Below are 25,956 nucleotides of genomic sequence, written 5' to 3'. Positions count from 1 at the left end.
CCAGTCCCTTCCCCTGTCCAGGTCCGTTACGGGTCGCGGCCGGGTCAGCCCGCGGCGCGCTCGGCCGCCTCGACGACGTTGACCAGCAGCTGGGCACGGGTCATCGGGCCCACGCCGCCGGGGTTCGGCGAGATCCAGCCGGCGACCTCGGCGACGCCCGGGTGCACGTCCCCGACGATCTTGCCGTTCTCGTCCCGGCTCACGCCGACGTCCAGCACGGCCGCGCCCGGCTTGACGTCCTCCGGCTTGACGATGTGCGGCACGCCGGCCGCGGCCACGATGATGTCGGCCCGCTTCAGCTCGGCGGACAGGTCGCGGGTGCCGGTGTGGCACTGCGTGACGGTGGCGTTCTCGGACCGGCGGGTCAGCAGCAGCGGCAGCGGGCGCCCCACCGTGATGCCGCGCCCGACGACGACCACGTGCGCGCCCTTGATCTCCACGTTGTGGCGGCGCAGCAACTGGACGATGCCGTAGGGGGTGCAGGGCAGCGGGCCGGGCTCGTTGAGCACCAGGCGGCCCAGGTTCGTCGGGTGCAGGCCGTCCGCGTCCTTGGCCGGGTCCATCAGCTCCAGCACGCGGTTGGTGTCGATGCCCTTGGGAAGCGGCAGTTGGACGATGTAGCCGGTGCAGTCCGGGTTCTCGTTCAGCTCCCGTACGACGGCCTCGATGTCCTCCTGGGTGGCGGTGGCGGGCAGTTCCCGCTGGATGGAGGCGATGCCGACCTGGGCGCAGTCGCGGTGCTTGCCGTTGACGTACCAGCGGCTGCCCGGGTCGTCGCCGACCAGGAGGGTGCCCAGGCCGGGCTGGACGCCCTTGGCCTTCAGGGCCTCGACGCGGGTGACGAGTTCGGACTTGATCGCGGCTGCGGTGGCCTTGCCATCGAGAATCTGGGCGCTCATACCCCCATCCTCCCGGATGGGGGCACCCGCGTTCCAATCAGGGCGCGCGGGGAACCGGGCCGGGCACCCGCTCCCGGCAGGCGCACCGACCGGAGAAGGGGCCGGGGAACCCGATGGAGAACGGGCCGGGGAACGCGCTGAAGAACCGGCCGGGGAACCCCCTGGAGACCGCCTGGAGAAGAAGCCCGCAATCCGCGCTTCCCGCGCACGGCACGGGGAGTGGGCCCCTCCCGTCCGAGGACCGGCGAAGACCGCGCACCACGGGGGCGTGTATTCGGCGGAGTACGCCACGTATGGAACCCCGCCGGCAGGCCAATCGCGGCGGGTGCCGAACGGGCTTACCGCGCGGTGAATGCGCCTTACGGGCCCTGCGTCCGGAGGGGCCCGCGGCGGAATGCGCGCCGGAATGGATCATTGCACTTGCACAACACATCCCGATCTTGACTGGACAATAATATTGCGCGACTAGAAAGATTGCCGCCCAGTGCCGCGGGCATCATCGGGGGCGGGCATCTGAACGTTTTCTTCCTCCGAGTACGCCGCGTCGTCCCCCACTGACTGACACAACGGAGGAACCCCCGCCCATGAGTTTCGGCGATCCGAACAATCCTTACGGACAACCGCCGCAGGCCCCGCCGCCCGGCCCGTACGGCCAGCCCGCCCCGGGACCGTACGGCCAGCAGCAGCCGCAGGCCCAGCCGGGTTACGGCTACCCGCAGCAGGCGCCCGCCGCCCAGCCCTACGGCTACCCCCAGCAGGCACCGGCCGACCCGCAGTACGGCTACCCGCAGCAGCAGCCCGCCCAGCCCTACGCCGGCGGGTACGCGCAGCAGCCCCCCGCGCCGCCCTACGGCGCGCAGGGCGGTGGCATGCCGGGCATGGGCATGTCGCTGGGGTACGCGAGCTGGGGCGCCCGGCTCGGGGCCACGCTCATCGACGGCCTGATCATGGGGCTGCTGCCGGGAATCCTGTTCGTCGTGGGCTGGGTGATGGTCGTCTCCCAGACCGTCAAGAACGTCCTCCCCGACACCTCCCACTGCGCCGGGGACCCGCAGTGCATCAGCGATGCCTACAGCAGCGCCTCCACCACCGTCGCTTCCTCGGGGCCCCCGACGGGCGGCCTCATCCTGATGTCGCTGGCCGGTCTGGTGGGCCTCATCGGGTTCCTGTTCATGGCCGCCAAGGAAGGCTCCACCGGCCAGACCCCGGGCAAGAAGGCTCTGAACATCAAGCTCGTCAGCGAGGCCACCGGGCAGCCGCTCGGGTTCGGTATGGCCGTCGTGCGCCGTATCTGCCACATCGTGGACAGCTTGCCCTGCTACATCGGCTACCTGTGGCCGCTGTGGGACGAGAAGTCGCAGACGTTCGCCGACAAGTTCCTCGGCACGGTCGTCGTCCGCACGAAGTGAGCCGGGCGCGGCCCGTGCCGCGCTTTCACGGGTGCCTTTCCGTTCCGCTCCGAACGTTCCCAACGTCCCGCTCCGAACGTTCTCAACACTCCGTTCCGACCGTACTGAACACTCCGTTCCGACCGTACTGAACACTCCGTTCCGACCGTACTGAACACTCCGTTCCGGACGTTTCCGCTCCGGACGCTCCGTTCCCGACGTGCTTCTCCGGACGTTCCGTTCCGCGCGTCCCATTCCGGCGAACGGTGGGCAACGCCCCGTCACTTCGCAAACGTCGCCCGGCCGCACACACCGTGCGGCCGGGCGCGAACCGGCGCGCACGGCATACCGAAGCGGTCGCCGCGACAAAAACGCCGTCCCCTCGCAAAGCACCGCACCTTCCGCAAAGCTCCGCACCCTGCCGCAAAGCAGCATGACGAAAACAGCGTTGTCCTCGGATATCGGCCGACGTCCATAGGGGGACGAGTCGGCATCCCTATGGGGCGGACCGCTGTCTATATGGCACCGGGCCGCCGTCCATATGGGATGGACAGCGGCCGTACAAACCCATGATCATGACGAAGCCCCGCACGGGGTCGTCCCCGGAATCGCTGATAACCCACAAGCTCTAAAGGAACCGCTCGTGAGCTATCCCAACCAGAACAACCCCTACGGACCGCCCTCGGGTCCGCCGCAGCCGGGTTACGGCTATCCGCAGCAGCAGCCCGGCCAGCCCTACGCGCCCTACCCGGGCGGCATGCCCGGAGGCGGAATGCCGGGCGGCGGGATGCCCGGCGGCGGAATGCCGTTCCCGATGGCGATGCCGGGCGGGGTGAAGGCCGCCCGCGTGTTCCTGTTCGTGCTGACCGGCCTCGGCCTGATCGGCCTCATCGGCTGCGTGGTCGCGCTGAACCTGGTGAGCAAGGCGTCCGCCACCGACTTCTACTCCACCTCCGACGCACTGGAGATGCTGCGGGTCGGCAAGGGCGTGCTGATCGGCTTCATCATCTTCATCGTGCTCTACGCCGCCGCGGCGATGGTGCTGGCCCTGCAGTTCGCCAAGGGCGGCAACGGCGTGCGGATAGCGGCGATCATTTTTGGCGCCCTGACGATCGCCATCAGCCTGTTCATGATCACGGTCGGTTTCATCCACCTGATCTTCGGCATTCTGATCATCGTGTTCGTGGCCAAGGCCGACGGCGCGGCGTGGTTCAACCGCCCGCGCTACTGAGCCACCAGCGGCCCCATGCGGCGGCCCCCTTCCCGCGTCCGGTCGGGAAGGGGGCCGCCGCGTGTACGGGCGCCGCGTATCAGGGCACGCGGCGCCCGCTCCTGGGGATCAGTGGAAGAAGTGCCGCGTCCCGGTCAGGTACAGCGTCACGCCTGCGGCCTTCGCCGCCTCGATGACCTGCTCGTCACGGACCGAACCGCCCGGCTGCGCGACGGCCTTGACGCCGGCCTCCAGCAGCACCTCCAGCCCGTCCGGGAACGGGAAGAACGCGTCCGAGGCGGCGTACGAGCCGCGCGCCCGCTCCTCGCCCGCGCGCTGGACCGCCAGCCTCGCCGAGTCCACGCGGTTGACCTGGCCCATGCCGACGCCGACCGTGGCCCCGTCCTTGGCGAGCAGGATCGCGTTGGACTTCACCGCGCGGCAGGCCCGCCAGGCGAAAGCCAGCTCGGCCAGCTCGTCGGCGGACAGCGGTGCGCCGGTGGCCAGCGTCCACGTCTCGGGGTTGTCGCCCTCGGCCTGGAGCACGTCCTTGACCTGGGCCAGCCCGCCGCCGTCGATCGGCCGGAACTCGGCCAGCGCCTGCGGCGCCTCCGGGCAGCGCAGCACGCGGATGTTCTTCTTGCGGGAGAGGACCTCCACCGCGCCGTCCTCGTAGTCCGGCGCGACGATCACCTCGGTGAAGACCTCCGCGACCTGCTCGGCCATCGCCACCGACACCGGCCGGTTGACGGCGATGACGCCGCCGAAGGCGGACAGCGGGTCACACGCGTGCGCCTTGCGGTGCGCCTCGGCCACGTCCGAACCGACCGCGATGCCGCACGGGTTGGCGTGCTTGATGATCGCCACGCACGGCTCGGCGTGGTCGTACGCGGCCCGGCGCGCGGCCTCGGTGTCCGTGTAGTTGTTGTAGGACATCTCCTTGCCGTGCAGCTGCTCCGCCTCGGCCAGGCCGCCGCGGCCCTCGGTGTAGAGGGCGGCGGACTGGTGCGGGTTCTCGCCGTAGCGCAGCACGTTCTTGCGCGTGTACGTGGCGCCCAGGAAGTCCGGGAACGCCTCGCCGTCACCGGCGTAGTCCGCGGCGAACCAGGAGGCGACGGCCGCGTCGTACGCGGCGGTGTGCGCGAACGCCTCCGCCGCCAGCCGCTTGCGGGCGGCCAGGTCGAAGCCGCCGTCCGCGACCGCCTGGGTCACGTCCGCGTACCGGGACGGGTTGACGACGACCGCCACCGAGGGGTGGTTCTTGGCCGCGGCGCGCACCATCGAGGGGCCGCCGATGTCGATCTGCTCCACGCACTCGTCCGGGGAGGCGCCGGAGGCGACGGTCTCCCGGAACGGGTAGAGGTTGACGACCACCAGGTCGAAGGGCTCCACGTCCAGCTCGGCGAGCTGCTGCCGGTGGTCCTCCAGCCGCAGGTCGGCGAGGATGCCCGCGTGCACCTTCGGGTGCAGGGTCTTGACCCTGCCGTCCAGGCACTCCGGGAAGCCCGTCAGCTCCTCGACCTTGGTGACCGGCACCCCGGCCGCCGCGATCCGGGCCGCCGTCGAGCCGGTGGAGACGAGCTGGACGCCCGCCGCGTGCAGCCCCTGGGCCAGCTCCTCCAGCCCGGTCTTGTCGTAGACGCTGACCAGCGCGCGGCGGATGGCCCGCCGCGTGCCGTCCGCGCCGGGCGCGTGCGTGGTCTCCGTGGTCGCGGAGGCGCCAATCTCACTCATCGGGGCTGCACTACCTTTCGTCCCTCAATGCGATAGCCGTGACGGGCCAGACGCCCCACGACATCGACGAGCAGCGTTCGCTCGACTTCTTTGATGCGCTCATGCAGCGCGGATTCGTCGTCCTCGTCCCGGACCTCGACCACGCCCTGCGCGATGATCGGGCCGGTGTCGACGCCGTCGTCGACGAAGTGGACGGTGCACCCGGTGACCTTCGCGCCGTACGCGAGCGCGTCGCGTACGCCGTGGGCCCCGGGAAAGCTGGGCAGCAGGGCCGGATGGGTGTTGACGAACCGGCCGCCGAACCGGGCCAGGAACTCCTTGCCCACGATCTTCATGAACCCCGCCGAGACCACCAGGTCCGGTGCGTACGCGCCGGTCGCGGCGGCCAGCGCGCGGTCCCAGGACGCGCGGTCCTCGTAGTCCTTGACCCGGCACACGAACGTCGGCAGCCCGGCGCGCTCGGCGCGCTCCAGCCCCGCGATGCCGTCGCGGTCGGCGCCCACGGCCACGATCTCGGCGCCGTACGCCCGGGGGCCTTGGTCGGCGATGGCGTCGAGGAGCGCCTGCAGGTTCGTCCCGGAACCGGAGACGAGCACGACGAGCCGGGCGGGCGAGACCGAACCGGAACCGTGGTCGGGGCCGGAAGCGTGGCCGGGGCCAGGGCCGTGATCGCGGCCGGGGTCGGAGTCGGAGGCGGAGGACGCCACGGTGGGGCTCACGGTGGGGTTCTTTCTCGCGTGGTGAGGGCGGGCGGTGGGCACCGTCGGTGGCCGGGGGGCTCGGTTTCGGACCTCGGGTGGGTGTTGCGTCGCGGGTGGACGGGCGTCTCGCGGGGTGCCCGGCTTCGCCCCGTCCCCATTTCCTGTCGCTTTGTACGTTCACCCAAAGCCGTGGACCACGGAAAACCGGGGAACCCTACGAAGGCGCCGACCGTCAGCAACGATACCGGCACACCGAGCGGCCCCCACGGGACGGGGGCGGTCGCGGGAGGTAGCGTCGGGCGTGAGCACGCACGTTGTTCGTGGAATCCGTCCGACCGGCCCGATCGCCGGGGGACGGACGAGACAAGGGGAAGACAGACTCCACATGCCGGACCGACGCCGCCGCGCTGCCCTCCTCCTCCCGCTCCCCGCGACCGCTCCGGGGGCGGTACTGCTGCCGCGAGAGCGCTGGTCGTCCGCCGCTTCATCGGGGGCGGGGGGCGCCGGGGCGCCGGAGGGGTCCGAGGGCTCCGGGGGCTCCGATTCGGGTGCTTCGGGTGGTTCGGGTGCCGGGTCCCGGCCCGACTCCGGGTCCCGGCCCGACTCCGGGTCGGGTTCTGGCTCCGGGTCCGGCTCCGGCTCGGATGGGGCCTCGGGGACGGAGAAAGGCCGGCAGGGGGAGCAGGAGAACCCCTTCGCGGCGCCGCCCGCCGGCACGCCCGACCGGCCGTGGCGCCCCCGTCACGCCTCCTCCCAGGGCCACGGCGGCAAGCACTCCCAGGAAGGCGGGCAGGACGGGGACCGGCAGTCCTCCGGCGAGGGCCAACCGCCGTCCTGGGGCAGCCAGTGGAGCAGCCGGCAGCCGGGCCGCGAGAGCGGCGGCTTCGGCACCGGTCCCGGCGGGCGGGGCAACCAGTCCGGCCCGGGGCGGCCGGGCGGCCCCGGCGGGCTGCGCTGGGACCCCACCGACCCGGCCCAGCGGCGGGCGCGCTACGCGCTGCTGTCCGGCATGTGGGCTTTCTTCTTCATCCTGTTCAGCCTCCCGGAGGTAGCTCTGCTCCTGGGTGCGCTGGCTTTCTACTGGGGCATCAGTTCGCTGCGCGCCAAGCCCGGCGCGGAAACGAAGGCCGGGACGCGAACAGGCCGGGCCAGTGTGGCGGCGGTGTCGGGCGGCGCGCCTCCCCGTGCGGACGCCTCCGGCGCGACGGGTTCCGGGGCGGCCGGGCCCGGGGCGGCCGGGGCGACATCGGCCAAACCCCAGACGACGGCGGCGGTCGCCGGGCTCGTCGTGGCCTCGCTCGCCCTCGTCATGGTGGCGGCGACGTTCACCCTCCAGTTCGTCTACCGCGACTACTTCACGTGTGTGGACGACGCCTTGACCCGCTCCGCGGCCAAGTCCTGCGAGAACCTGCTGCCCGAGCAACTCCGTCCGCTCCTGAGCATCCAGCGGTAGCGGGACGGGGAACGAGACCTGAGATACGCACGGGGCTGACCGCCCTGACGGGCCTGACATGTCTGAGGCGCTGACGGGCCTGACGGGGCTTCATGCCGTTGGGTGGGCGTCGGGCGGTGCGGCCTCGTACGCGTCCGGGGCCACGTCCGCGTCCGGCGGGGCGGTGGCCCGGCGGGACCTCGTCCTCGTCCGGAACAGCCCCCGGGACCGTCCGGCCCGCCGCCCGGTGGACGAGTCCCGCCCGGTGGACGGGTCCCGCCCGGCGGACGGGTCCGGCGAACGGCGCCACGGAACGGTACGGGTGCGCGGCTGACGGTGGCGGGCGGGCCCGGCCGCCGGGGCGGACCGACGCCGCCGCGTGGGGCGGGCCGCCGCGGGAGGCTGACGGTGACGGGGCGGAGCCGGCTCCGTGCGGGATGCCGGGCCGCTCTCGCGGGCGGGCCGCGTGCGCGGGGCCTGGCGTTGGCGGCGTACGGGCCGCAGGCGGGCTTTCCCGCCGCGGCGGGGGCGGGTCCGGTCGGGTCGGCGGCGTCGCCCCGGTGTCGCCGGGGCCTTCGCGTGCCGCGCCGACCGGCCGGTGTGGCGCCACCAGAAGTGCAGGATCAGCGCTCCCGGGATGCCGAGCAGGGCCGTCCACCCGGCCGCCGCGAGGCCCGTGAGCCAGGGGTCGGGGCCGAAGTCGGCGAGCGCCGCGTTGCCCATGGCTCCGCCCGCCAGCCCCGCGAGCATCGTCATCGCCACCCCGCAGCATCCGGCGCCGAGCGCGGCCACGGACGCGGTGGCTCGCCAGTCCCAGCGCGGGGGGACGGAGGGGTTCCAGGTGCTGGACGTGTCAGGGGCGTCGTCGCTGGTTCTCCCGCCGTCCGGGAGGTGGGCGGGAGCGGTGTGCGGCGCGTCCGGCGCAGGGGCGTTCGCGGGGGTTTCGTCCGGCGCGTGGGCCGCGGGAGGAATCGTTCCTTCGGACCCGGAGCCGCCGGGAGCGCCGGTCTTGGCGTGGGCTGAGACGCCTGCCGAGGGATGCGCTGACCCGTCGACCACGACCTGGACCGCGTCCGGACCCGAGAGCGACGAAGGCCGGGAGCCGATCCCCGCACCGATGCCGGGCCCTGAACCGGTGCCGGGCCCCGGCCCGTCCCCCGGCTTCCCCCGCCCGTACGCCGCCCGGGCCGGCAGCGCCGCGTACCAGGACAGCGCGACCCCGGCCGCCGCCGGAGCCACGGCCGTCGCCCAGCTCAGCGCGCCGCCGACACCCTCGTCCGGGAGCAGGCCCAGGAGCGGGAAGGGCGGCAGGGACGGGTAGCCGGCGACGCCCAGCGGACCCGCCACGCTGCCCGCGCCGACGGTGAACCCGGGGCCGAGCCCGTACGCCGCGCCCCAGACGGCGACGTTGGGCAGCAGGGCCAGCGTCACGAGGACCACGGAGCAGCGGCCCGGCCAGTCCGGCGCCAGGTGGAGGAACTGGTGCCACACCTCCCCCGCGTGCCGCCCGAGCGAGACCAGGCCGAACAGCGCACCGGACAGCGCCAGCGCCGCCGAGGCCGCGGCTGCCGCCCGGAGCGCGGCGGTGAGGCGGTGACGTTCGAGGAGCCGCCGCACTCCGGCGGGCAGGCCCTCGCGTAGGTGCTCCAGGGGGGCGGGCAGCGGTGTGAACGCCGACCGTCCCAGGGCCCGCCAGGCCGCCACCGCCAGCACGCACCCGGCGACGAACGGCACGCAGACCAGGGCCCCGAGCGGAGCCACGCGCAGCGGCCCGGTGGCCGAGGCGTACAGCAGCGCGGCCATCGCGACGAGCAGGTAGCCCGCGAGCACCGCGCGGAGCAGGGCGCCGTCCGTGGGCGGGACGTCCGGGTCGTCCAGGAGGCCGCCCCGCTGATCGCCCGGAAGGCCGCCCCGCTGATCGCCCGGAAGGCCGCCCCGCTGGTCGCCCGGGAGGCCGCCCGGCCGACCGCCCAGGAGGCCGTCCGGCTGGGAACGGTCCGGCCGGTCCCCGTACCGCGCGGACCGCAGGAGGACGTGCCGGGCCGCCCGGTACAGCAACCACACGGGCAGCGCGGTCAGCAGGAGGGGCGTCACGGCCACCGGGGCCGGCGGGCCGGAGCCGGTCCGTACGAGGTCCGCGCCGTGCGCGAGGAACCACAGGTCGGCGGCGAGGCGCAGGGCCTGGGGCGAGCCGTGGTCGGGGTAGGGCGAGGCGATCCACAGGAGCAGCACGACGACGGCGATCGACCCGAGGCCGAGCCCCGCGGCCAGTCCGCCGGCGAGCGCTCCGGTACCGAGGGTCGGGGGGCGCCGCGCCGGGGACCGCCGACCGCCCGGTGGCCGCGCGGCGGTGCCGCGCGCGGGCGTACGGCTCGGCGCGGACACCGACTGGCCGTGCTCGGTCACCTGACTCACATGGTCATGCTGCCAACAACATCCCTTTCATCCGTGTAGCAGGTAAATGCCGGACGTGTCGCAAAAGATATGGTTATCTGCTTTTCGCGGGGGCGGGCGGACGCGGCGCACCCCTGCGCGAGGAGGTGCCGGAGTCGTCGCCCCACAGGGCGGTCACAGGTCACAGGTCACAGGTCACATGAGAAGGCGGGCATGAACCAGCGCGGGCACGACGGCGTGAACCGAACGGACGGACAGCGAGCCCCCCGGGCCCCGGCGCCGGCCGCCGGCCCGGCCGCACCCGCACGCACCCCACCGCGCACCAAGCGGCTGACCACTCCCGCCGCTACCCCTGCCGCCGCCCCGTCCGTGGGCCCCGCTCCCGCGTCCCCGGCCGCGCCTCCTCCGTACGGCAGCGCCGCCCCGGCGTCCGGCGCCTCTCCCCTCCCCGCCCACAGGAGCGCCGCCGCTGCCTTCGACGCGCTGTACGAGCGGCACGCGCCCTCGCTGATCCGTCAGGCGCTGCTCCTCACCGGCCGTCCGCGCCTGGCCCAGGAGGCCGTCGAACGGGCCTTCCACACGGCCTGGCAACGCTGGCCCGAGGTCGCGGTGGACCCGAGCCCGGCGGGTTGGGTGCGGGCGACCGCGTACGAGTACGCGCTCTCCCCCTGGCACCGCCTGCGCCCGGGAAACGGGCCCGCACGGAAACCGTCCCCCAAGGCCCCCGCTCCCCCGCCCGTACCCCCGGCGGACCAGGCCCTGTTGGACGCGCTGCTGGCCCTGCCGTCCCCCTACCGCCGGACCCTGCTGCTCCACGACGGCGTCGGCCTCGGGCTGTGCGAGACCGCCGCCGAGACCGAGGCCAGCACGCCCGCGACCGCCGGGCGGCTGACCTACGCCCGCGACACCCTCGCGGCCCGGCTGCCCGGGCTGCGGCTCAAGGGCGTGTCACCGGTCCGGCAAGGCGAGATCCTGCACGAGCGGCTGACGGCGCTGGCCGCCGTCCATCCCGTGGCACCGCCCGAACCCCGGCTCGTCCGCGACGGCAGCGAACGCGTCGTCCAGCTCATGACGCGCGGCGCCTTCGGCCTGACCGCGATGATCGCGGCGGCGACCGCCTTCACCCTCGTCTACGCCCCGAACCCGTTGGCCACCCTGCCGGCCACCGGCTCGGCGATGGCCCCCTCGCCCGCCGCATCGGCTCACCAACCGGCCGTCGCCTCCCCGCCGTCCCGCCCGGGCCCGTCACCGAACGCGCGGCACCCCGGCGGCACCGACCAGGCCGACGACGCCCGCAACCGGGGCGAGGACCCCGGGACCGAACGGGACACGGACGAGCGGGCCGACGGCACCCACCCGTCAGGCACGCCGAACGGCCGCAAGCGGACGCCCCCCACGCGCGACGGCGGGCAGCCAGACAACCACGCACCGGACGACGGCGCACCGGGCGACCACGCACCGGGAGCTGACGCGTCGGACGGGCCGGGGCGCGGCAACCGCCCGCCGGACCCGCGCCACGACGCCAAGCAGCCACGGAAGCCGGGCGGCGGCGCGCCCACCGCCGGGCCCGCCCCCGACACGGCAGGCGACGGCAGGGCCCCGTCCCCCCAAGCCCACGAGAAACCGACCGGCTCCGGAACGGGCGGCGGAAGCGATGGACCGGCGCCAGGCCCAGGCTCGGACCTCGCGGACGGCGGGACGGAAGACCTCCTCCCACCCGCCGGACGAAACCCCCTCCAGGACACCCGACTCACCCCGGGCGAACACTGATCGCACCCTCCCCCAACGGTGAAGAGGAACGGTGAACAGGAACACCGCCCCATCGGCGAGGGGACGCCCCAAAACCCCGCCCCACCAGTGAAGAAGAACCTCACCGGCCCCACCCAGGGCCACAGAACACCCCAGGCCCCAGAACACCCCAGGCCGCAGAACACCGCGGGCCCGCGTCCCCCCGGGGACGCGGGCCCACAGACGGAGCCGGAGACGGCCGGCTCCAACGACCGCGCAAGCCAACGATCTCGGCCGGAAAACCCAGCCGAAGACCTCAGCCGACGACGATCACACGGTCAACGACCTCAGCCGACGAGGATCTCGCGCGCCAGGCGGGCGGTCTCCGACGGGGTCTTGCCGACCTTGACGCCGGCGGCCTCCAGGGCCTCCTTCTTCGCCTGGGCGGTGCCGGAGGAGCCGGAGACGATGGCGCCGGCGTGGCCCATGGTCTTGCCCTCGGGCGCGGTGAAGCCCGCGACGTAGCCGACGACCGGCTTGGTGACGTTGGCCTTGATGAAGTCCGCGGCCCGCTCCTCGGCGTCGCCGCCGATCTCGCCGATCATGACGATCAGGTCGGTGTCGGGGTCGGCCTCGAAGGCGGCCAGCGCGTCGATGTGGGTGGTGCCGATGACCGGGTCACCGCCGATGCCGACGCAGGACGAGAAGCCGATGTCGCGCAGCTCGTACATCATCTGGTAGGTCAGCGTGCCCGACTTGGACACCAGGCCGATGCGGCCGGGCTTGGTGATGTCGCCCGGGATGATGCCGGCGTTGGACTGGCCCGGGGTGATCAGACCGGGGCAGTTGGGGCCGATGATCCGGGTCTTGTTGCCCTTGCTGCCCGCGTACGCCCAGAAGGCGGCGGAGTCGTGCACCGCGATGCCCTCGGTGATGACGACGGCCAGCGGGATCTCGGCGTCGATGGCCTCGATGACGGCGGCCTTGGCGAAGGCCGGCGGCACGAAGAGGACGGAGACGTCCGCGCCGGTCTTCTCCATCGCCTCCTTGACGGTCCCGAAGACCGGGACCTCCTTGCCGTCGAAGTCGACGTTGGTGCCGGCCTTGCGCGGGTTCACACCGCCGACGATGTTGGTGCCGTCACCGAGCATCAGCTTGGTGTGCTTCATGCCGGTGGCGCCGGTCATCCCCTGGACGATGACCTTGCTGTCCTTGGTGAGGAAGATAGCCATGGTTGTGGTGTCCTCGTCCCTTACTTAGCCGCAGCCAGCTCGGCGGCCTTGTCGGCCGCGCCGTCCATGGTGTCCACGCGCTGCACCAGCGGGTGGTTGGCGTCGGAGAGGATCTTGCGACCCAGCTCCGCGTTGTTGCCGTCGAGGCGCACGACCAGCGGCTTGGTGACCTCTTCGCCCTTGGACTTGAGGAGCTCCAGCGCCTGCACGATGCCGTTGGCGACCTCGTCGCAGGCGGTGATGCCACCGAAGACGTTGACGAAGACGGACTTCACGTCCGGGTCACCCAGGATGATCTCCAGGCCGTTGGCCATGACCTCGGCGGACGCGCCGCCACCGATGTCCAGGAAGTTGGCGGGCTTGACGTTGCCGTGCTTCTCACCGGCGTACGCGACGACGTCCAGGGTGCTCATAACGAGACCCGCGCCGTTGCCGATGATGCCGACCTCGCCGTCGAGCTTGACGTAGTTCAGGCCCTTGGCCTTGGCAGCAGCTTCGAGCGGGTTAGCTGCGGCCTTGTCCTCAAGCGCCTCGTGCTCGGGCTGGCGGAAGTCGGCGTTGTCGTCGAGGGAGACCTTGCCGTCCAGCGCGATGATCTTGCCGTCGCCGGACTTGATCAGCGGGTTGACCTCGACCAGGAGGGCGTCCTCCTTGATGAAGACGGTCCACAGCTTCTGCAGGACCTCGGCGACCTGGTCGGCGATCTCGGCCGGGAACTTCGCGGCGGCGACGATCTCGGCGGCCTTCTCCGGGGTGCAGCCCTCGTTGGCGTCCACCGGGATCTTGGCCAGCGCCTCGGGGTTCTGCTCCGCGACGACCTCGATCTCCACGCCGCCCTCGACGGAGGCCATGGCGAGGAAGGTCCGGTTGGTGCGGTCCAGGAGGAAGGAGACGTAGTACTCCTCCGCGATGTCCGCGGTCTGGGCCAGCATCACCTTGTTGACCGTGTGGCCCTTGATGTCCATGCCCAGGATCTGGCCGGCCTTGGCCACCGCGTCCTCGGGGTCGGAGGCCAGCTTGACGCCGCCGGCCTTGCCGCGACCGCCGACCTTGACCTGAGCCTTGACGACGGCCTTGCCGCCCATCCGCTCGGCCACCTCGCGCGCCGCCTCAGGCGTGTCGATGACTTCACCGGCCAGCACCGGTACACCGTGCTTGGCGAAGAGGTCCCTCGCCTGGTACTCGAACAGGTCCACGCGCGTCCGTCCCTTGTCTACTCAGAATCGCCGTAGTGATCGCGGTTCGTTGTCTGCATGGGCGTGCCGCGATGGGCAACGTGACTGCGCTGTCACAAAGGGAGGCGTAGCGGTGACCGGTACGCGGCATGTCCGTCTCGCAGGTTATCCCCGCGGGACCTACGGCCCTAAATCACAGATCACACTGCGGCGGTGATAACGGTCACACGGGCCGGACCGCCCGACGGCCTCTCAGCACGCCCTCCAACCCGGCGGCCCACCCCCCTCCGACCAGCGCACCTGTGCTCCCGACCCGCCTTCGCACCGGATCCGTTCCGGGATCCGGCGCGGCACTCCGCGCCACGGCCCGGACCAGCGCTTTCCCCTCCGGGGACCAACCTGTCCCCCTCCTCCCGTACGGATTCCGTACCGCATTTCCCGTAGGGCGGCCGTACGGCCCTATTTCCCGTGGGGCGGCCGTACGGCCCTTCCGGAAGCGCGCCGTGCCGGTGATCTGTAGGGGCGCCGTGCCGGGTGTTCCGTACATGTGCCGTGATGGGCGTTCCGTATGTGCGCCGTGATGGGCTTTCGGCAGCGCGCCCCGTGCCGGGCTTTCGGCAGCGTGCCGGGCCGGGCTGTCCGCCGGGCCGGGGGCGCTGTCATCCCGTCACATCCGGCACCGGCAAGGGCCGCTTCTCGATCGCCGCCGCCATCACCTCCGGGAACAGGTCCGGCGTACAGGCGAACGCGGGCGCGCCGAGCGCCGCCAGTGCCGCCGCGTGCTCCCGGTCGTAGGCGGGCGCGCCCTCGTCGGACAGGGCGAGCAGCGTGACGAACCGCACCCCCGACGCCTTCATCGCCGCCACCCGCTTGAGCATCTCGTCGCGTATCCCGCCCTCGTAGAGGTCGCTGATCAGGACGACGACGGTGTCGGTGGGCCGGGTGATCCGCGACTGGCAGTACGCCAGCGCGCGGTTGATGTCCGTGCCGCCGCCGAGCTGGGTGCCGAAGAGGACGTCCACCGGGTCGTCCAGTTGTTCCGTCAGGTCGACCACCGACGTGTCGAAGACGACCAGCCGGGTCGACAGGGAGCGCATCGAGGCCAGCACCGCCCCGAACACCGACGCGTAGACGACGGACGCGGCCATCGAACCGGACTGGTCGACGCAGAGCACCACCTCCTTCTTCACCGACCGCGCGGCCCGCCCGTAGCCGATCAGCCGTTCCGGGACGACCGTGCGGTACTCGGGGAGGTAGTTCTTCAGGTTCGCGCGGACCGTGCGGTCCCAGTCGATGTCGCGGTGGCGGGGACGGCTGATCCTGGCCGAGCGGTCCAGGGCCCCGGTGACCGCCGCGCGGGTACGCGTCGCCAGCCGCTGCTCCAGTTGGCGCACGACCTTGCGCACCACGGCCCGCGCGGTTTCCCTGGTCGTCTCCGGCATGGCCTTGTTGAGTGTGAGGAGCGTGCCGACCAGGTGGACGTCCGCCTCCACGGCCTCCAGCATCTCCGGTTCGAGCAGCAGCGCGGACAGCCCCAGGCGGTCTATCGCGTCCCGCTGCATGACCCGCACCACCGAGGTCGGGAAGTACGTGCGGATGTCGCCCAGCCACCGCGCCACGCCGGGCGCGGACGCCCCCAGCCCCGCCGAGCGTTCCCCCCGGTCGTCGCCCGCCCGGCCCCCACCGGGGCGCCGCTCGTCCCCCCGACGGCCGTAGAGCGCCGCCAGCGCGCCGTCCATGGCGGCGTCCCGTCCCCGCAACTCGTGGCCCGTGCCCTCGGCGTCTCCGCCGCCCAGCACCAGCCGCCACCGCCGCAGCCGCTCCTCTTGCGGCTCACTGCTACCGCTCATCGTCTCCCCCTCGCACTTCCTCGCGCTTCCTCGCGCTTCCTCGTCGGGTGTCGTCGGCACGGGCTTCCGTGGCCCGGGCCTTCTTGGCACAGACCGCCTTGGCATAGAACTCCTCTGCACAGGCCCGGCCCACCGCGCGTCGACGGCCGCTCCTCATGCCCGCGTGCCCGCCCGTTCCTCGCTCCCCAGCAGCAGGCGCAGGGTGGGCAGCACGGCGGCGGCACGGTCCCGGTCCAGCCCCGGGCCGAACCCCGGAGCGCCCGGTTCCTCGCCGGTGGCGCCACCGCCACCCGCCGGGCCCGCCGCCGTATCGGGTCCACGCCGGACCAGTTCGCCGAGGGTGCGCCGGACACCCGGTTCGTACTGGCCGAACGTGCGGCGCAGCAGGGGCAGGACGTCGGTGAACGCCTCTCCCGGCACGCCCGTCAGCCAGCCGTCCACCAGGGCGAGCAACCGCTCGTCGTGGACCAGCAGCAGCCCGCCGCCGTCCCCGCCGCCGACGAAACCCTCGATCCAGGCCGCCGCGTCGGCCGGCGGGGAGGCCGGTGAGAGCGCACGCCCCATGAGCCGCTCCGCCCCGTCCTGCGCCAACCTCCCGTCGTCCAGCAGGAGTCGGGCCGCGCGTCCGCGTATGAGGCCGGGTATCGCCTCCCGACCGGCGAGCTTGTCCAGCACCTTCGCCCATCGTCCGCGCAGCCCGCCGTCCTCCCCACCGGGCGCGGGGTGCGTCGACGGCTCGTCGTCCCCCGTGTCGTGCCGGGCCCGTGCTCCGCCGTGCTCGTCGCGCCCTGCCTGGCAGAGGAGCCCCACCGCGTGGTGGGTCGCGTCCAGGTGGTGGCGCATGTCCGACGCGCCTTCCTCGTCCAGCCCCGCGCAGGCGGGCGGCAGTCCGACGAAGACCCGCTCGGCCAGGCCGGTCGCGACCTCGCCCAGTGCGGCGGCGTCCGTGCCCCGCACGTCCCCGTACCGGAGGGAGCGCACCAGGGCGGGCAGCGCCTGCGCGAGGTGGCCGACGTCCGCGTCCAGTGCGGCCCGGTCCGCCAGGACGCGCATCACCGCGGGGAGCGCGTCGGGCAGGCCCGCGAGCAGGCAGTGCTCGGCGAGGGCCGTCACGTCGGCGAGGGCCGGGGCCCCGGCCGCGTCCGATTCCGCCTTGGCGGTGGCGGCGGACAGCACGGTCGTTCCCCATATTCCGGCCTCCGCGACCCGCACGGACAGCTCCGGTTCCCAGCGCAGCCGCCAGGTCTCCCGGAAGGTGCCGGTACTGGCGCGGGAGGACACCGGTTCGCCCCAAGGGACGCCGAGGAGCCGCAGACGGTGCAGCAGACGGCTGCGGGCGGCGTCGGTCTCCTTGCGCAGGTCCAGCTCGATCTCGCGTTCCGCCGCCTCGGGCTTCAGGCGCAGCGTGCGCTGGGTGCGGGTGATGTCCTGCTGGAGCGGTACCGCCGGTGCTTCCTCGGGCACCTCGCCCAGGACGTCGCCGACGACCAGCCGCTCGTGGATCAGGGCGGAGGGGACGTCCGAACCGTCCCCCATCACGGCGCGGATCGCGTCCCCGGTCTCCGCCAGTCCGGCGAGCGGGCGCCCCCGCATGGCGGCCAGCGCCTCCGCGAGCCGCACCGCCTCGATGACGTGCGCCGAGGAGACGGCGTAGTCCTCCTCCCGGAGGAGCCCGGCCACCTTCGTCATCCAGCGGGTGACGGGGCGGTCCGGAGCGCTGAAGAGATGGCCGTACCAGCCGGGCGATGCGATCCCGGCGCCGTGCCCGCCGCGCCGGGTGAGCCTGCGGTGCGTCCACGGCACCCAGGTGACGGAGACCTTGGCCTTGGGCAGGCCCTTGAGCTTCTGCCGGTCCGCCGTGACCGTGCTCTTGCCCCTCAGGGCCGGTACGTGCCAGGCGCCGCAGACGACGGCGACGTTGTCCCCGAACTCCTTGCGGGCCGCGCGCAGCCGCAGCCGCATATGGGCCTCGCGCACCGCGTCCCGGCCGTGCCCGCCGTCTCCGTACGTCTCGCGCAGCACGCCCATCGCCTCGGCGAGCGCCTCGAACGGTGCGAGCACGTCCGGCCGTTCCGCGTCGTCGGACGGGCTGACGACGTGCCCGCCGGTGCTGCCCGGCCTTGTGCCCCGATCCCTTTCCCCACCGGCGCGGTGTTCGACGACGTCCTCCCACCACCGCTCGGGATCGTCGTACCCAGCGGTCTCCGCGAGCACCGCCAGCGGATCGATCCGCACCTCCGGCGCACCGTCGTCCGCGTCCGTCCCCCTCCCCGGCCCGGCCTCGGAGCCGGAGCCGGATCCGGAGCCGGAACGGGAGCCGCCGCCGCCTTCCGGCACCTCCACCGACGCCAGCGTGTGGGCCGCAGGCAGGTCGATGAAGCGCACCGGGACGCCCCGCCCCACGGCCCACCGCATCGCCACCCACTCCGGGGAGAACTCGGCCAGCGGCCAGAACGCCGCCCGCCCCGGGTCGTCCAGCACGTGCGCCAGCAGGGCGACCGGCGGGCGCATCCGCTCGTCCCCCGCGAGGGCGACCAGCGCGTCCGCTTCCGGCGGGCCCTCTATGAGAACGGCCTCCGGCTCGTACCGCTCCAGCACGGAACGCACCGCGCGCGCCGAGCCGGGGCCGTAATGCCGCACCCCGAGCAGCAGCGGACCGGCCGCCGGCTGACGGGGCTCGGGCCCGTTCGCCGTCCGCGTGCTCATGCGCCGACCTCACGGCAGGCGCGGTAGAAGTCCTTCCAGCCGTCCCGCTCCCGCACGACCGTCTCCAGGTACTCCTGCCAGACGACGCGGTCCGAGGCCGGGTCGCGGACCACCGCTCCGAGGATGCCGGCCGCCACGTCCCCGGCCCGCAGGACGCCGTCGCCGAAGTGGGTGGCCAGCGCCAAGCCGTTGGTCACCACGGAGATGGCCTCGGCCGTGGACAGCGTGCCCGAGGGCGACTTGACCTTCGTGCGGCCGTCCGTGGTGACGCCCTCCCGCAGTTCGCGGAAGACCGTGACCACGCGGCGGATCTCGTCCAGGCCGTCGGGGGCGGGCGGCAGGTCGAGCGACCGGCCGATCTGTTCGACGCGCCGGGAGACGATGTCCACCTCCTCCTCCGGCGTGCCGGGCAGCGGCAGCACGACCGTGTTGAAGCGCCGACGCAACGCACTGGACAGGTCGTTCACGCCGCGGTCGCGGTCGTTGGCCGTGGCGATCAGGTTGAAGCCGCGGACCGCCTGGACCTCTTCCCCCAGCTCGGGCACGGGCAGCGTCTTCTCCGAGAGCACCGTGATCAACGAGTCCTGCACATCGGCCGGGATGCGCGTCAGCTCCTCGACGCGGGCCGTCATGCCCCCGGCCATCGCCCGCATGACGGGGCTGGGCACCAGCGCGTCGCGGCTGGGGCCGTGGGCGAGCAGTCGGGCGTAGTTCCAGCCGTAGCGAATCGCCTCCTCGGGCGTCCCGGCCGTCCCCTGCACCAGCAACGTGGAATCGCCGCTGACCGCCGCCGCCAGGTGCTCCGACACCCAGGTCTTGGCCGTGCCCGGCACGCCGAGGAGCAGCAACGCCCGGTCGGTCGCCAGCGTCGTGACCGCGACCTCGATGATCCGCCGCGGGCCCACGTACTTCGGCGTGATGACCGTGCCGTCGGGAAGAGTGCCGCCCAGCAGGTAAGTGGCCACCGCCCACGGCGACAGCCGCCAGCGCTCCGGCCGGGGGCGGTCGTCCGCCGACGCCAGCGCCTTCAGTTCGTCCGCGAACGCGTCCTCCGCGTGCGGACGCAGCACCTCCGCGTCGATCGTCCCAGTGGTGTTCTCGGGCATGACTCCCCCTCGTCACAAGGTGTGCTACCGGCACCCCGCAACCCGCCGGCCGCTTGCGGAATCCACCCTGCACCACACCACTGACAATGGCCCGAAAACCGTTGCCGACCTGCGAGTTCACCGCCGCGCGGCCGATGCGCGACGGGCCCGGGACGATCCGTCGGCGCGAGCTCGCCACGCCCCGGCCCGCTCCCCCGCCACGTCCCGGCATGCTCCCCCGGCACGCGTCCGCGCCACGCCACGCCGCCCGAGCACGGCCACCGCCGCCGCCCAACCCCCGTTTCAGCGCTCTTTCCGCTGGTCAGAGCGATTGTCAGTGGTACCCCCTAGCGTTTTCGGCATGGAACAGCAGGGGGAGATCTGGACGGCGGAGCAGGTGCTCGCACTGGCACCTGACGCCGCCTCGCGCAAGGCCGGTGCCCGGCTCGCGGAGCCCGGGCCCTGGTCGGACGCGGGCGCCGGGGACGGCGCGCTGTGGGGGCTGTGCGAAGGCAGCGGCGGCACGCGGTACCGCACCGTCGTGGACACCACCGGGCCCGCCTTCGCGTGCGGTTGCCCGAGCCGCAAGTTTCCGTGCAAGCACGCCTTGGCCTTGTCGTTGCTGTGGGCCGGGGGCGCGGTGCCCACCACCGGCGCGGAACCACCGCGCTGGGCGAACGAGTGGCTCACCGCGCGCAGGAATAGGGCCGAGCCAGCGGCCAATGCCGCCGTTAGCCCGGCCAGTTCAGAGAGCCACCGGGCCACCGCCAACGCGGACGCCGCGCGGCGCCGGGCGCAGGCGCGGGCTCGGCGGATCGCCGCCGGGGCCTCGGAGTTGGAGCAGCGCCTGGAGGACATGCTGCTGTCCGGGCTGGCGTCCATGGAGCGGGCCGGATACGGCCCGTGGGACGAGACCGCCGCGCGCATGGTCGACGCCCAGGCGCCCGGGCTCGCCGCGCGGGTGAGGGAGTTGGGCTCCGTCCCGGCCTCCGGCCCGGACTGGCCCGCTCGCCTCCTGGAGGAGCTGGCCCTGCTCCACCTGCTCGACGAGGGATTCCTCGGCATCGAGCGGCTTCCGGCGCCGCTCGCCGCCACGGTGCGCTCACGGGTGGGCCTGAACACGGACGCAGCGGAGGTCCTGTCCGGGCCGGACACCACCACGATCCGGGACCGCTGGCTCGTCCTCGGCCAACAGGACAGGGAGGACGGCAGGCTCACCGCACGGCGGATCTGGATGCGGGGCGAACGAACCGGCCGCATGGCGCTGCACCTCTCCTTCTCCGGACCCGACCGCCCCTTGGACCTGGCCTTACCGCCAGGCCTCGTCCTCGACGCCGACCTCGCCTACTACCCGGGCGCCCGCCCGCTGCGCGCCGCGCTCGGCGAACGCCGCGCTCCGACGGCCTCCGGCGGCGTACCGCAGGGCGGCGGCGTCGACGCGGCCCTGGCCGCGTACGGCGACGCGCTGCGCGACGACCCCTGGCTCGACGCCTGGCCGGTCGTGCTGGCGGACGTCGTACCGATACCCGGGCGGGGCAGCGGGGACTGGCAGCTCGCCGACGCGGACGGCGAGTCCGCGCTCCCCCTCGATCCGCGCTGGTCAGGGCGGTGCAGCCGCTGGCAACTGGCGTCCATATCCGGCGGGGAGCCCGTCACGGTCTTCGGCGAATGCGGCCACCGCGGCTTCACCCCTCTCACCGTCTGGGACCCGGAACCGGTCTCTCTGTGACCTGATCTCTCTGTGACCTGAGGACCTCTCAGCACAGCCCGGCTCCCTACGGCCGAAGGGCCCGGACCACCAGACCGATCGCCCCATCCCGGACCGGCCCTTCCGCTCCCGGGTCGACCCTTCCGTTCCCGGACGGGCTCTCCCGTCCCTGATCCGGCCCCTCACCCACCGAACCGGCCTCCGCGTCGACGAACCACCGACGCCCGTTGATCACTGCCGATCACCGCCGATTACCGCCGATCACTGACAGTCATCACCCATCGACTCTTCGATCCACTACCGACTCACCGCGGGCCCGCCGGGGGTCCGTTTCCTCCTGGTACCGATCCCGTCGCGACCGCGGACCGGTCTCTCACTTCATGCCGGCACGCGCGCGGGCCGGTGCCCGCTTGGCCCCGCCCCTCGCGCCCGCCCTTCCGATCTCGTCGCGCGCATCCTCATCGACCCGACTGACTAAGGACGACCACTGATTCCGCACACCGTTTTCCAGCAGCCCCACCAGCTCCCGCACCTCGCCTCCCACCACGGCACAGGCAACCTCCTCCCCCGAACCCCGGGCCTCCCCTCCCTCCCGGCCACCCACTTCGACCGGTCTTCTTCGGACGACGACAACCACCGACCCTGACCCACACCCGTGGACGGCCCACCGCTCTCCGCGGTGGCCGTCCCTTCCGCCCGCCGGTGCCCGGAGCACCGGGGCCTGCTTGGAGGTACGACATGCACGGCACTCCCGCCCCCTGGGGCGATCTCGTGACCACCGCGCTGCTCGGTACCGAGCGGCGCACCCCACCCGTACCGGCCCGTCCGGGCCGGTCGCCCGCCGCCGCGCTGCTGGACGCGGCAGCGGTGAGCACCGTCCGGCGGCGGGCGGCCCTGCGCCCGGCACCGGCGAACGAGCGCCCCGGCCCCGCCCCCGTCGATCCGCGCCCTCCCCTGCCGCCCGCCGCCCGGCGGAGACTGGCCCTGCTGCTGGCCGACCGCGGCGGCCCGTCCGGCAACCGCCGCGGCACGGCACCGGACCTCACCGAGTTGCTGCCGCAGTGGCTGGCGGCGGCGGACGCGCGCGGCTACCGGGCTCCCGAAGCCCTGCTCCCGGCGCTGCTCGACGCCGCCCACGCCCGCACCGACCTCCGGCCCGCCGCGCTCGCGCTGGCCGGGCCGCGCGCCCTGTGGCTGGCCCGGCTGAACGACGAGTGGAAGTTCGCGCTCCGGGGGACGGGCGGCACCTCCGCCCTCCTGAACGCCAACGACCCCGCGGCCGTGCGGGCCCTCTGGGAGGAGGGGCTGTTCGCCGAGCGGGTGGCGCTGCTGACGGCCTTGCGCCGCCGGGATTCCCGCGCCGGCCGCGACCTGCTCGCCGGCACCTGGGACACCGAGCGGGCCGAGGACCGCCTGATGTTCCTGGACACCCTGCGCACCGGCCTCTCCCCCGAGGACGAGCCCTTCCTCGAACAGGCGCTGTCCGACCGCAGCCGCAACGTCCGATCCACCGCCGCCGAGCTGCTGTCCGCGCTGCCGGGCTCCGCGCTGGCCGCCCGGATGGCCGAACGCGCCCGCTCCTGCGTCTCCCTCGACCGCTCCCCCGCCCCACCGGGGCCAGGCGACGAGGGCCGGGGAGGCGCCGCCGGACGGCCCGGCGGCACACCGACGATCGTCATCGAGGCCCCGCACGAATGCGATGCGGGCATGCAGCGCGACGGCATCGTGCCCAAGCCGCCGTCGGGCCGCGGGGAGCGCTCCTGGTGGTTCGGGCAGTTGGTGGAAGCGGCGCCGCTGGACGGCTGGTCACAGCGGCTGGACGGCCGCACGCCGGAGGAGATCGTGGCCCTCCCGGTGGCCGACGGCTGGCGCACCGAACTGCACGACGCCTGGTGCCGGGCCGCCGTGCGCCAGCGGAACACCGCCTGGGCCCGCGCCCTGCTCGGCACCCCCACCCCCACACCCGATGGCCCGGCCGCGGAGGCCGTCACCGCTCCGGGCGCCGGTTCCACGCGTGATCCGGCGAAGCTGCTGACGGTGCTGCCGGACGGGGAGCGAGCGGCCTGGGTCGCGGAGTTCGTGGCGGCCAACGGCCTTTCGGACGCGTTCCGCATGCTCGGGGTGTGCGCCGTCCCCTGGTCCGAGCCCCTGGGCCGGGCCGTCGTCGACGCACTGGACATCGCGCGGGACGCGGGGAGTTACCCGTGGAGTTTCAGCGGCGTGATGGGCCTGGCCGAGCGCTGCCTGGACCCGTCCGCGGCCGACCGGCTCGACATGCTCACCGCGATACCGGACGAACCGGCCGACGGCTCACCGGGTGCCGTCGGCTACTGGTCCGAGGCCTTCCAACGGCTCGTCGGCACCCTGCGCATGCGCGCCGCGATGCTCGCCGAACTGGCCGGGTGAGGCCGGTCGGCCCGGCTCCCCGCGCCGCACCCGGCACCGGCCCTCACCCGGCCCACACCGGCACCGCCCCCAGCCCAAGGCGCCGAACCAGCACCCTGGCCGGGCCCCACATCAGACGCCCCGCATCGGGCGCCCCACATCAGCGGCTCGGCCGCGCGGTTCGCCGACGCGGCCGGGCGGCCGTCAGGCGGCGAGCTGGCGGATGTTGGCGTTGACCCAGTCCACGATGGAGGCGGTGGTGGCACCGGGAGTGAAGATCTCGGCCACACCCTGCTCCTTGAGAGGAGGAATGTCCGCTTCGGGGATGATGCCGCCGCCGAAGACCTTGATGTCCGTCGCGTCCCGTTCCTTCAGCAGCTCCAACACCTTGGCGAACAGTGTGTTGTGGGCGCCCGAGAGGATCGAGAGCCCGATCGCGTCGGCGTCCTCCTGGATGGCCGTGTCGACGATCTGCTCGGGCGTCTGGTGCAGACCGGTGTAGATGACCTCCATACCGGCGTCGCGCAGTGCGCGTGCGATGACCTTGGCGCCCCGGTCGTGACCGTCGAGCCCCGGCTTGGCCACCACCACGCGGATCGGACCTGTCACACCCATCAATGCCTCCAAGCCATGTACGGCCCCGGACCACGTGAGGGCCGCCGAGCCGACAACCGAATGCGTGGGCCGCGTCGACGGCCTCAAGCGTGAACGAACGTTATCGACAGCATCCCGCACCCAGCCGTTTCGTGACCCTGAGGGAGGGGGAAATCACATAATGGGACACGTTCGCTACGCGTCGCGCTCGACGCACCTCCCCGCCCCCGTCGTCGGACGAGGGCGCGATCCGGCCGCTGTTCGCCGGAGAAGGGGTGCGCACGGAGCGGGCGCGAGGGGAGCCGCAGTCGGATCGGGTCGCCCTTCCGCCAGCCGCACGGTACGGCGATGACCGCCCGAGTCCGTGCATACCGCCGTTACCGCCACCGCCTACGGGCGTCAAGTATCGGCTACCCGTACGGGTGACAGGAGTTCGCCTACGGCTTCCCCAGAGGGCACACGGGGGACAGAGTCGTCCTCCCGCGTGCCATTCGGGAGGTCGGCCATGAAGGCCCTGCCCTTTCTCTGTTGTCTGGCTCGCCCCTCCGCGCTGCTGCGCGCGACGGTCGTCGATCTCCTGATCTTCGCCGGGCACGTACTCCTCTATCCGACCGGCATCCACCAGGAACGCCGCGCCGCCGGCCTGCTTCTGGAGCCCGACGACACCGTGCGGCACCCCTCGAACCAGCACGGCGCGCCCTCCGAGCGGAGCACGGACCCGGAACCGGACCCGGGCCGCAGACCGGCCCGCGCCCCGGATCCCTCGGCCGCGCGGGCCCGGACGCCCTCGTCCACGCGGCCCCTCCCGCCTCCCAAGGACGACGCGCACGCCCCGGTCCTCCTCCTGCACGGTTTCATCGACAACCGCTCGATCTTCGTCCTGCTGCGCCGCTCCCTCGTCCGGCACGGCTGGCGGCACGTCGAAGCGCTCAACTACTCCCCGCTCACCTGCGACATCCGCAAGGCCGCCGAGTTGCTGGGGCGGCATGTGGAGGGATTCTGCGAGCGCACGGGGCACCAGCGGGTCGATGTCGTGGGCCACAGTCTGGGCGGGCTCATCGCGCGCTATTACGTACAGCGTCTCGGCGGGGACCGCCGGGTCCGCACGCTGGTCACCCTCGGCACGCCGCACGCCGGTACCCGCGTGGCGCCGGTGATGTCGGCCCACCCGATCGTGCGCCAGATGCGCCCGGATTCCGAGGTGATAGCGGAGTTGGCGCGCCCCGCGCCGAATTGCCGTACGCATTTCGTCTGCTTCTGGAGTGACCTGGACCAGTTGATGGTCCCGGTGGGAACGGCGCGCATCGATCATCCGGATTTGATCGCGCACAGCGTGCGGGTCTCCGGCGTCGGGCATCTCGCGCTGCCGGTCAACGGCGCGGTCGCCGCCGGAATACGCGAGGCCCTGACGGCGGCGGAGGCGGCCCAGGGCACGGACCACGCCATTTCGGTGGCGTGAGCCGCGTCCTCCCTGGTCGTCCGGTCCACCTGGCAGCACGTCCGGCGCATCGATCACGACCGCCGCTTTCGATGACGGCCACCTCCCGGACAGCCTTATTCACTTTGCCCCCATTGACCTCGAACAAATTTCGAACGCGGCGCCAAGAACGCGCATTTCGTCCGCCGTTAGGCGGCCAAATGTCCCTACTCCCGGGGTGAAACCTGCCGAAGATTGTCGCCGTCGCGTACCGCCCGGTACAGTCGCCGCTAATTCTCCTGCTGCCGAGGCGAAAGA

At 73.2% G+C, this 25,956-nt stretch carries 16 protein-coding genes and 1 pseudogene; 7 read left to right on the top strand and 10 right to left on the bottom strand.

Features of this window, described 5'->3' with window-relative positions:
* Nucleotides 1–44: 44 nt before the first annotated feature.
* Complete coding sequence (locus ABZX96_RS04630) at nt 45–899, bottom strand: bifunctional methylenetetrahydrofolate dehydrogenase/methenyltetrahydrofolate cyclohydrolase (protein ID WP_355537736.1); 855 nt, start codon at nt 897–899, stop codon at nt 45–47.
* Nucleotides 900–1,483: 584 nt separating this feature from the next.
* Between ABZX96_RS04630 and ABZX96_RS04625 the strand changes: the two genes are divergently transcribed.
* Nucleotides 1,484–2,308 carry an RDD family protein gene (locus tag ABZX96_RS04625; RefSeq protein WP_355537733.1) on the top strand — a complete coding sequence of 275 codons (825 nt, stop codon included), beginning with the start codon at nt 1,484–1,486 and terminating at the stop codon, nt 2,306–2,308.
* A gap of 622 nt (nt 2,309–2,930) precedes the next feature.
* A complete protein-coding gene (locus ABZX96_RS04620; RefSeq protein ID WP_355537730.1) occupies nt 2,931–3,518 on the top strand; it encodes a hypothetical protein in 588 nt (195 codons plus the stop codon).
* Between the two features lie 108 nt (nt 3,519–3,626).
* Here ABZX96_RS04620 and purH read toward each other — a convergent pair whose 3' ends face one another.
* A complete protein-coding gene (gene purH, locus ABZX96_RS04615) occupies nt 3,627–5,231 on the bottom strand; it encodes a bifunctional phosphoribosylaminoimidazolecarboxamide formyltransferase/IMP cyclohydrolase (RefSeq protein WP_355537727.1) in 1,605 nt (534 codons plus the stop codon).
* Nucleotides 5,228–5,827, bottom strand: coding sequence for a phosphoribosylglycinamide formyltransferase (purN, locus tag ABZX96_RS04610; RefSeq protein ID WP_355538041.1), 600 nt, complete (start codon nt 5,825–5,827; stop codon nt 5,228–5,230). Before purN ends, purH begins: the two co-directional genes overlap by 4 nt.
* Nucleotides 5,828–6,317: 490 nt before the next feature.
* Between purN and ABZX96_RS04605 the strand changes: the two genes are divergently transcribed.
* Nucleotides 6,318–7,385 (top strand): hypothetical protein, encoded by a 1,068-nt coding sequence (locus ABZX96_RS04605; RefSeq protein WP_355537724.1) that lies wholly within the window; start codon nt 6,318–6,320, stop codon nt 7,383–7,385.
* Between the two features lie 90 nt (nt 7,386–7,475).
* Here ABZX96_RS04605 and ABZX96_RS04600 read toward each other — a convergent pair whose 3' ends face one another.
* Nucleotides 7,476–9,635, bottom strand: a complete 2,160-nt coding sequence (locus tag ABZX96_RS04600) for a DUF6350 family protein (protein ID WP_355538038.1) — start codon at nt 9,633–9,635, stop codon at nt 7,476–7,478.
* A gap of 336 nt (nt 9,636–9,971) precedes the next feature.
* On the opposite strand from ABZX96_RS04600, the pseudogene ABZX96_RS04595 reads away from it, so the two are divergent.
* A pseudogene (locus ABZX96_RS04595) lies at nt 9,972–10,898 on the top strand (DNA-directed RNA polymerase sigma-70 factor); the annotation flags it as partial.
* A 935-nt stretch (nt 10,899–11,833) separates the two neighbouring features.
* Here the strand turns inward: ABZX96_RS04595 and sucD are convergent.
* The 5 genes from sucD to ABZX96_RS04570 form a co-directional block, all read right to left on the bottom strand.
* Complete coding sequence (gene sucD, locus ABZX96_RS04590) at nt 11,834–12,718, bottom strand: succinate--CoA ligase subunit alpha (RefSeq protein ID WP_355537721.1); 885 nt, start codon at nt 12,716–12,718, stop codon at nt 11,834–11,836.
* Nucleotides 12,719–12,738: 20 nt separating this feature from the next.
* Nucleotides 12,739–13,914 (bottom strand): ADP-forming succinate--CoA ligase subunit beta, encoded by a 1,176-nt coding sequence (sucC, locus tag ABZX96_RS04585; protein WP_355537718.1) that lies wholly within the window; start codon nt 13,912–13,914, stop codon nt 12,739–12,741.
* Nucleotides 13,915–14,552: 638 nt separating this feature from the next.
* On the bottom strand, nt 14,553–15,743 hold the full coding sequence (locus ABZX96_RS04580) for a VWA domain-containing protein (RefSeq protein ID WP_355537715.1): 1,191 nt from the start codon (nt 15,741–15,743) through the stop codon (nt 14,553–14,555).
* A 153-nt stretch (nt 15,744–15,896) separates the two neighbouring features.
* On the bottom strand, nt 15,897–18,449 hold the full coding sequence (locus tag ABZX96_RS04575) for a DUF5682 family protein (protein WP_355537712.1): 2,553 nt from the start codon (nt 18,447–18,449) through the stop codon (nt 15,897–15,899).
* Nucleotides 18,446–19,555: an AAA family ATPase gene (locus tag ABZX96_RS04570; RefSeq protein ID WP_355537709.1), complete on the bottom strand. Its 1,110-nt coding sequence runs from the start codon at nt 19,553–19,555 to the stop codon at nt 18,446–18,448. The genes ABZX96_RS04575 and ABZX96_RS04570 overlap by 4 nt, the downstream gene beginning before the upstream one ends.
* 340 nt (nt 19,556–19,895) lie before the next feature.
* Here ABZX96_RS04570 and ABZX96_RS04565 point away from each other — a divergent pair, with 340 nt between their 5' ends.
* Both ABZX96_RS04565 and ABZX96_RS04560 read left to right on the top strand, forming a co-directional pair.
* Nucleotides 19,896–21,263, top strand: a complete 1,368-nt coding sequence (locus ABZX96_RS04565) for an SWIM zinc finger family protein (protein ID WP_355537707.1) — start codon at nt 19,896–19,898, stop codon at nt 21,261–21,263.
* A 717-nt stretch (nt 21,264–21,980) separates the two neighbouring features.
* On the top strand, nt 21,981–23,648 hold the full coding sequence (locus ABZX96_RS04560) for a DUF5691 domain-containing protein (RefSeq protein WP_355537704.1): 1,668 nt from the start codon (nt 21,981–21,983) through the stop codon (nt 23,646–23,648).
* A 183-nt stretch (nt 23,649–23,831) separates the two neighbouring features.
* Here ABZX96_RS04560 and ABZX96_RS04555 read toward each other — a convergent pair whose 3' ends face one another.
* Nucleotides 23,832–24,242, bottom strand: a complete 411-nt coding sequence (locus ABZX96_RS04555; RefSeq protein ID WP_355537701.1) for a cobalamin B12-binding domain-containing protein — start codon at nt 24,240–24,242, stop codon at nt 23,832–23,834.
* A 484-nt stretch (nt 24,243–24,726) separates the two neighbouring features.
* Here ABZX96_RS04555 and ABZX96_RS04550 point away from each other — a divergent pair, with 484 nt between their 5' ends.
* Nucleotides 24,727–25,680 carry an alpha/beta fold hydrolase gene (locus tag ABZX96_RS04550; protein ID WP_355537698.1) on the top strand — a complete coding sequence of 318 codons (954 nt, stop codon included), beginning with the start codon at nt 24,727–24,729 and terminating at the stop codon, nt 25,678–25,680.
* Nucleotides 25,681–25,956: the final 276 nt, after the last annotated feature.

This window comes from Streptomyces sp. NPDC003077 (genome assembly GCF_040611095.1).
In the GTDB taxonomy this organism is placed as follows: domain Bacteria; phylum Actinomycetota; class Actinomycetes; order Streptomycetales; family Streptomycetaceae; genus Streptomyces.
The sequence above is the reverse complement of the archived record's forward strand: the minus strand, read 5'-3'. Positions and strand labels throughout refer to the sequence as shown.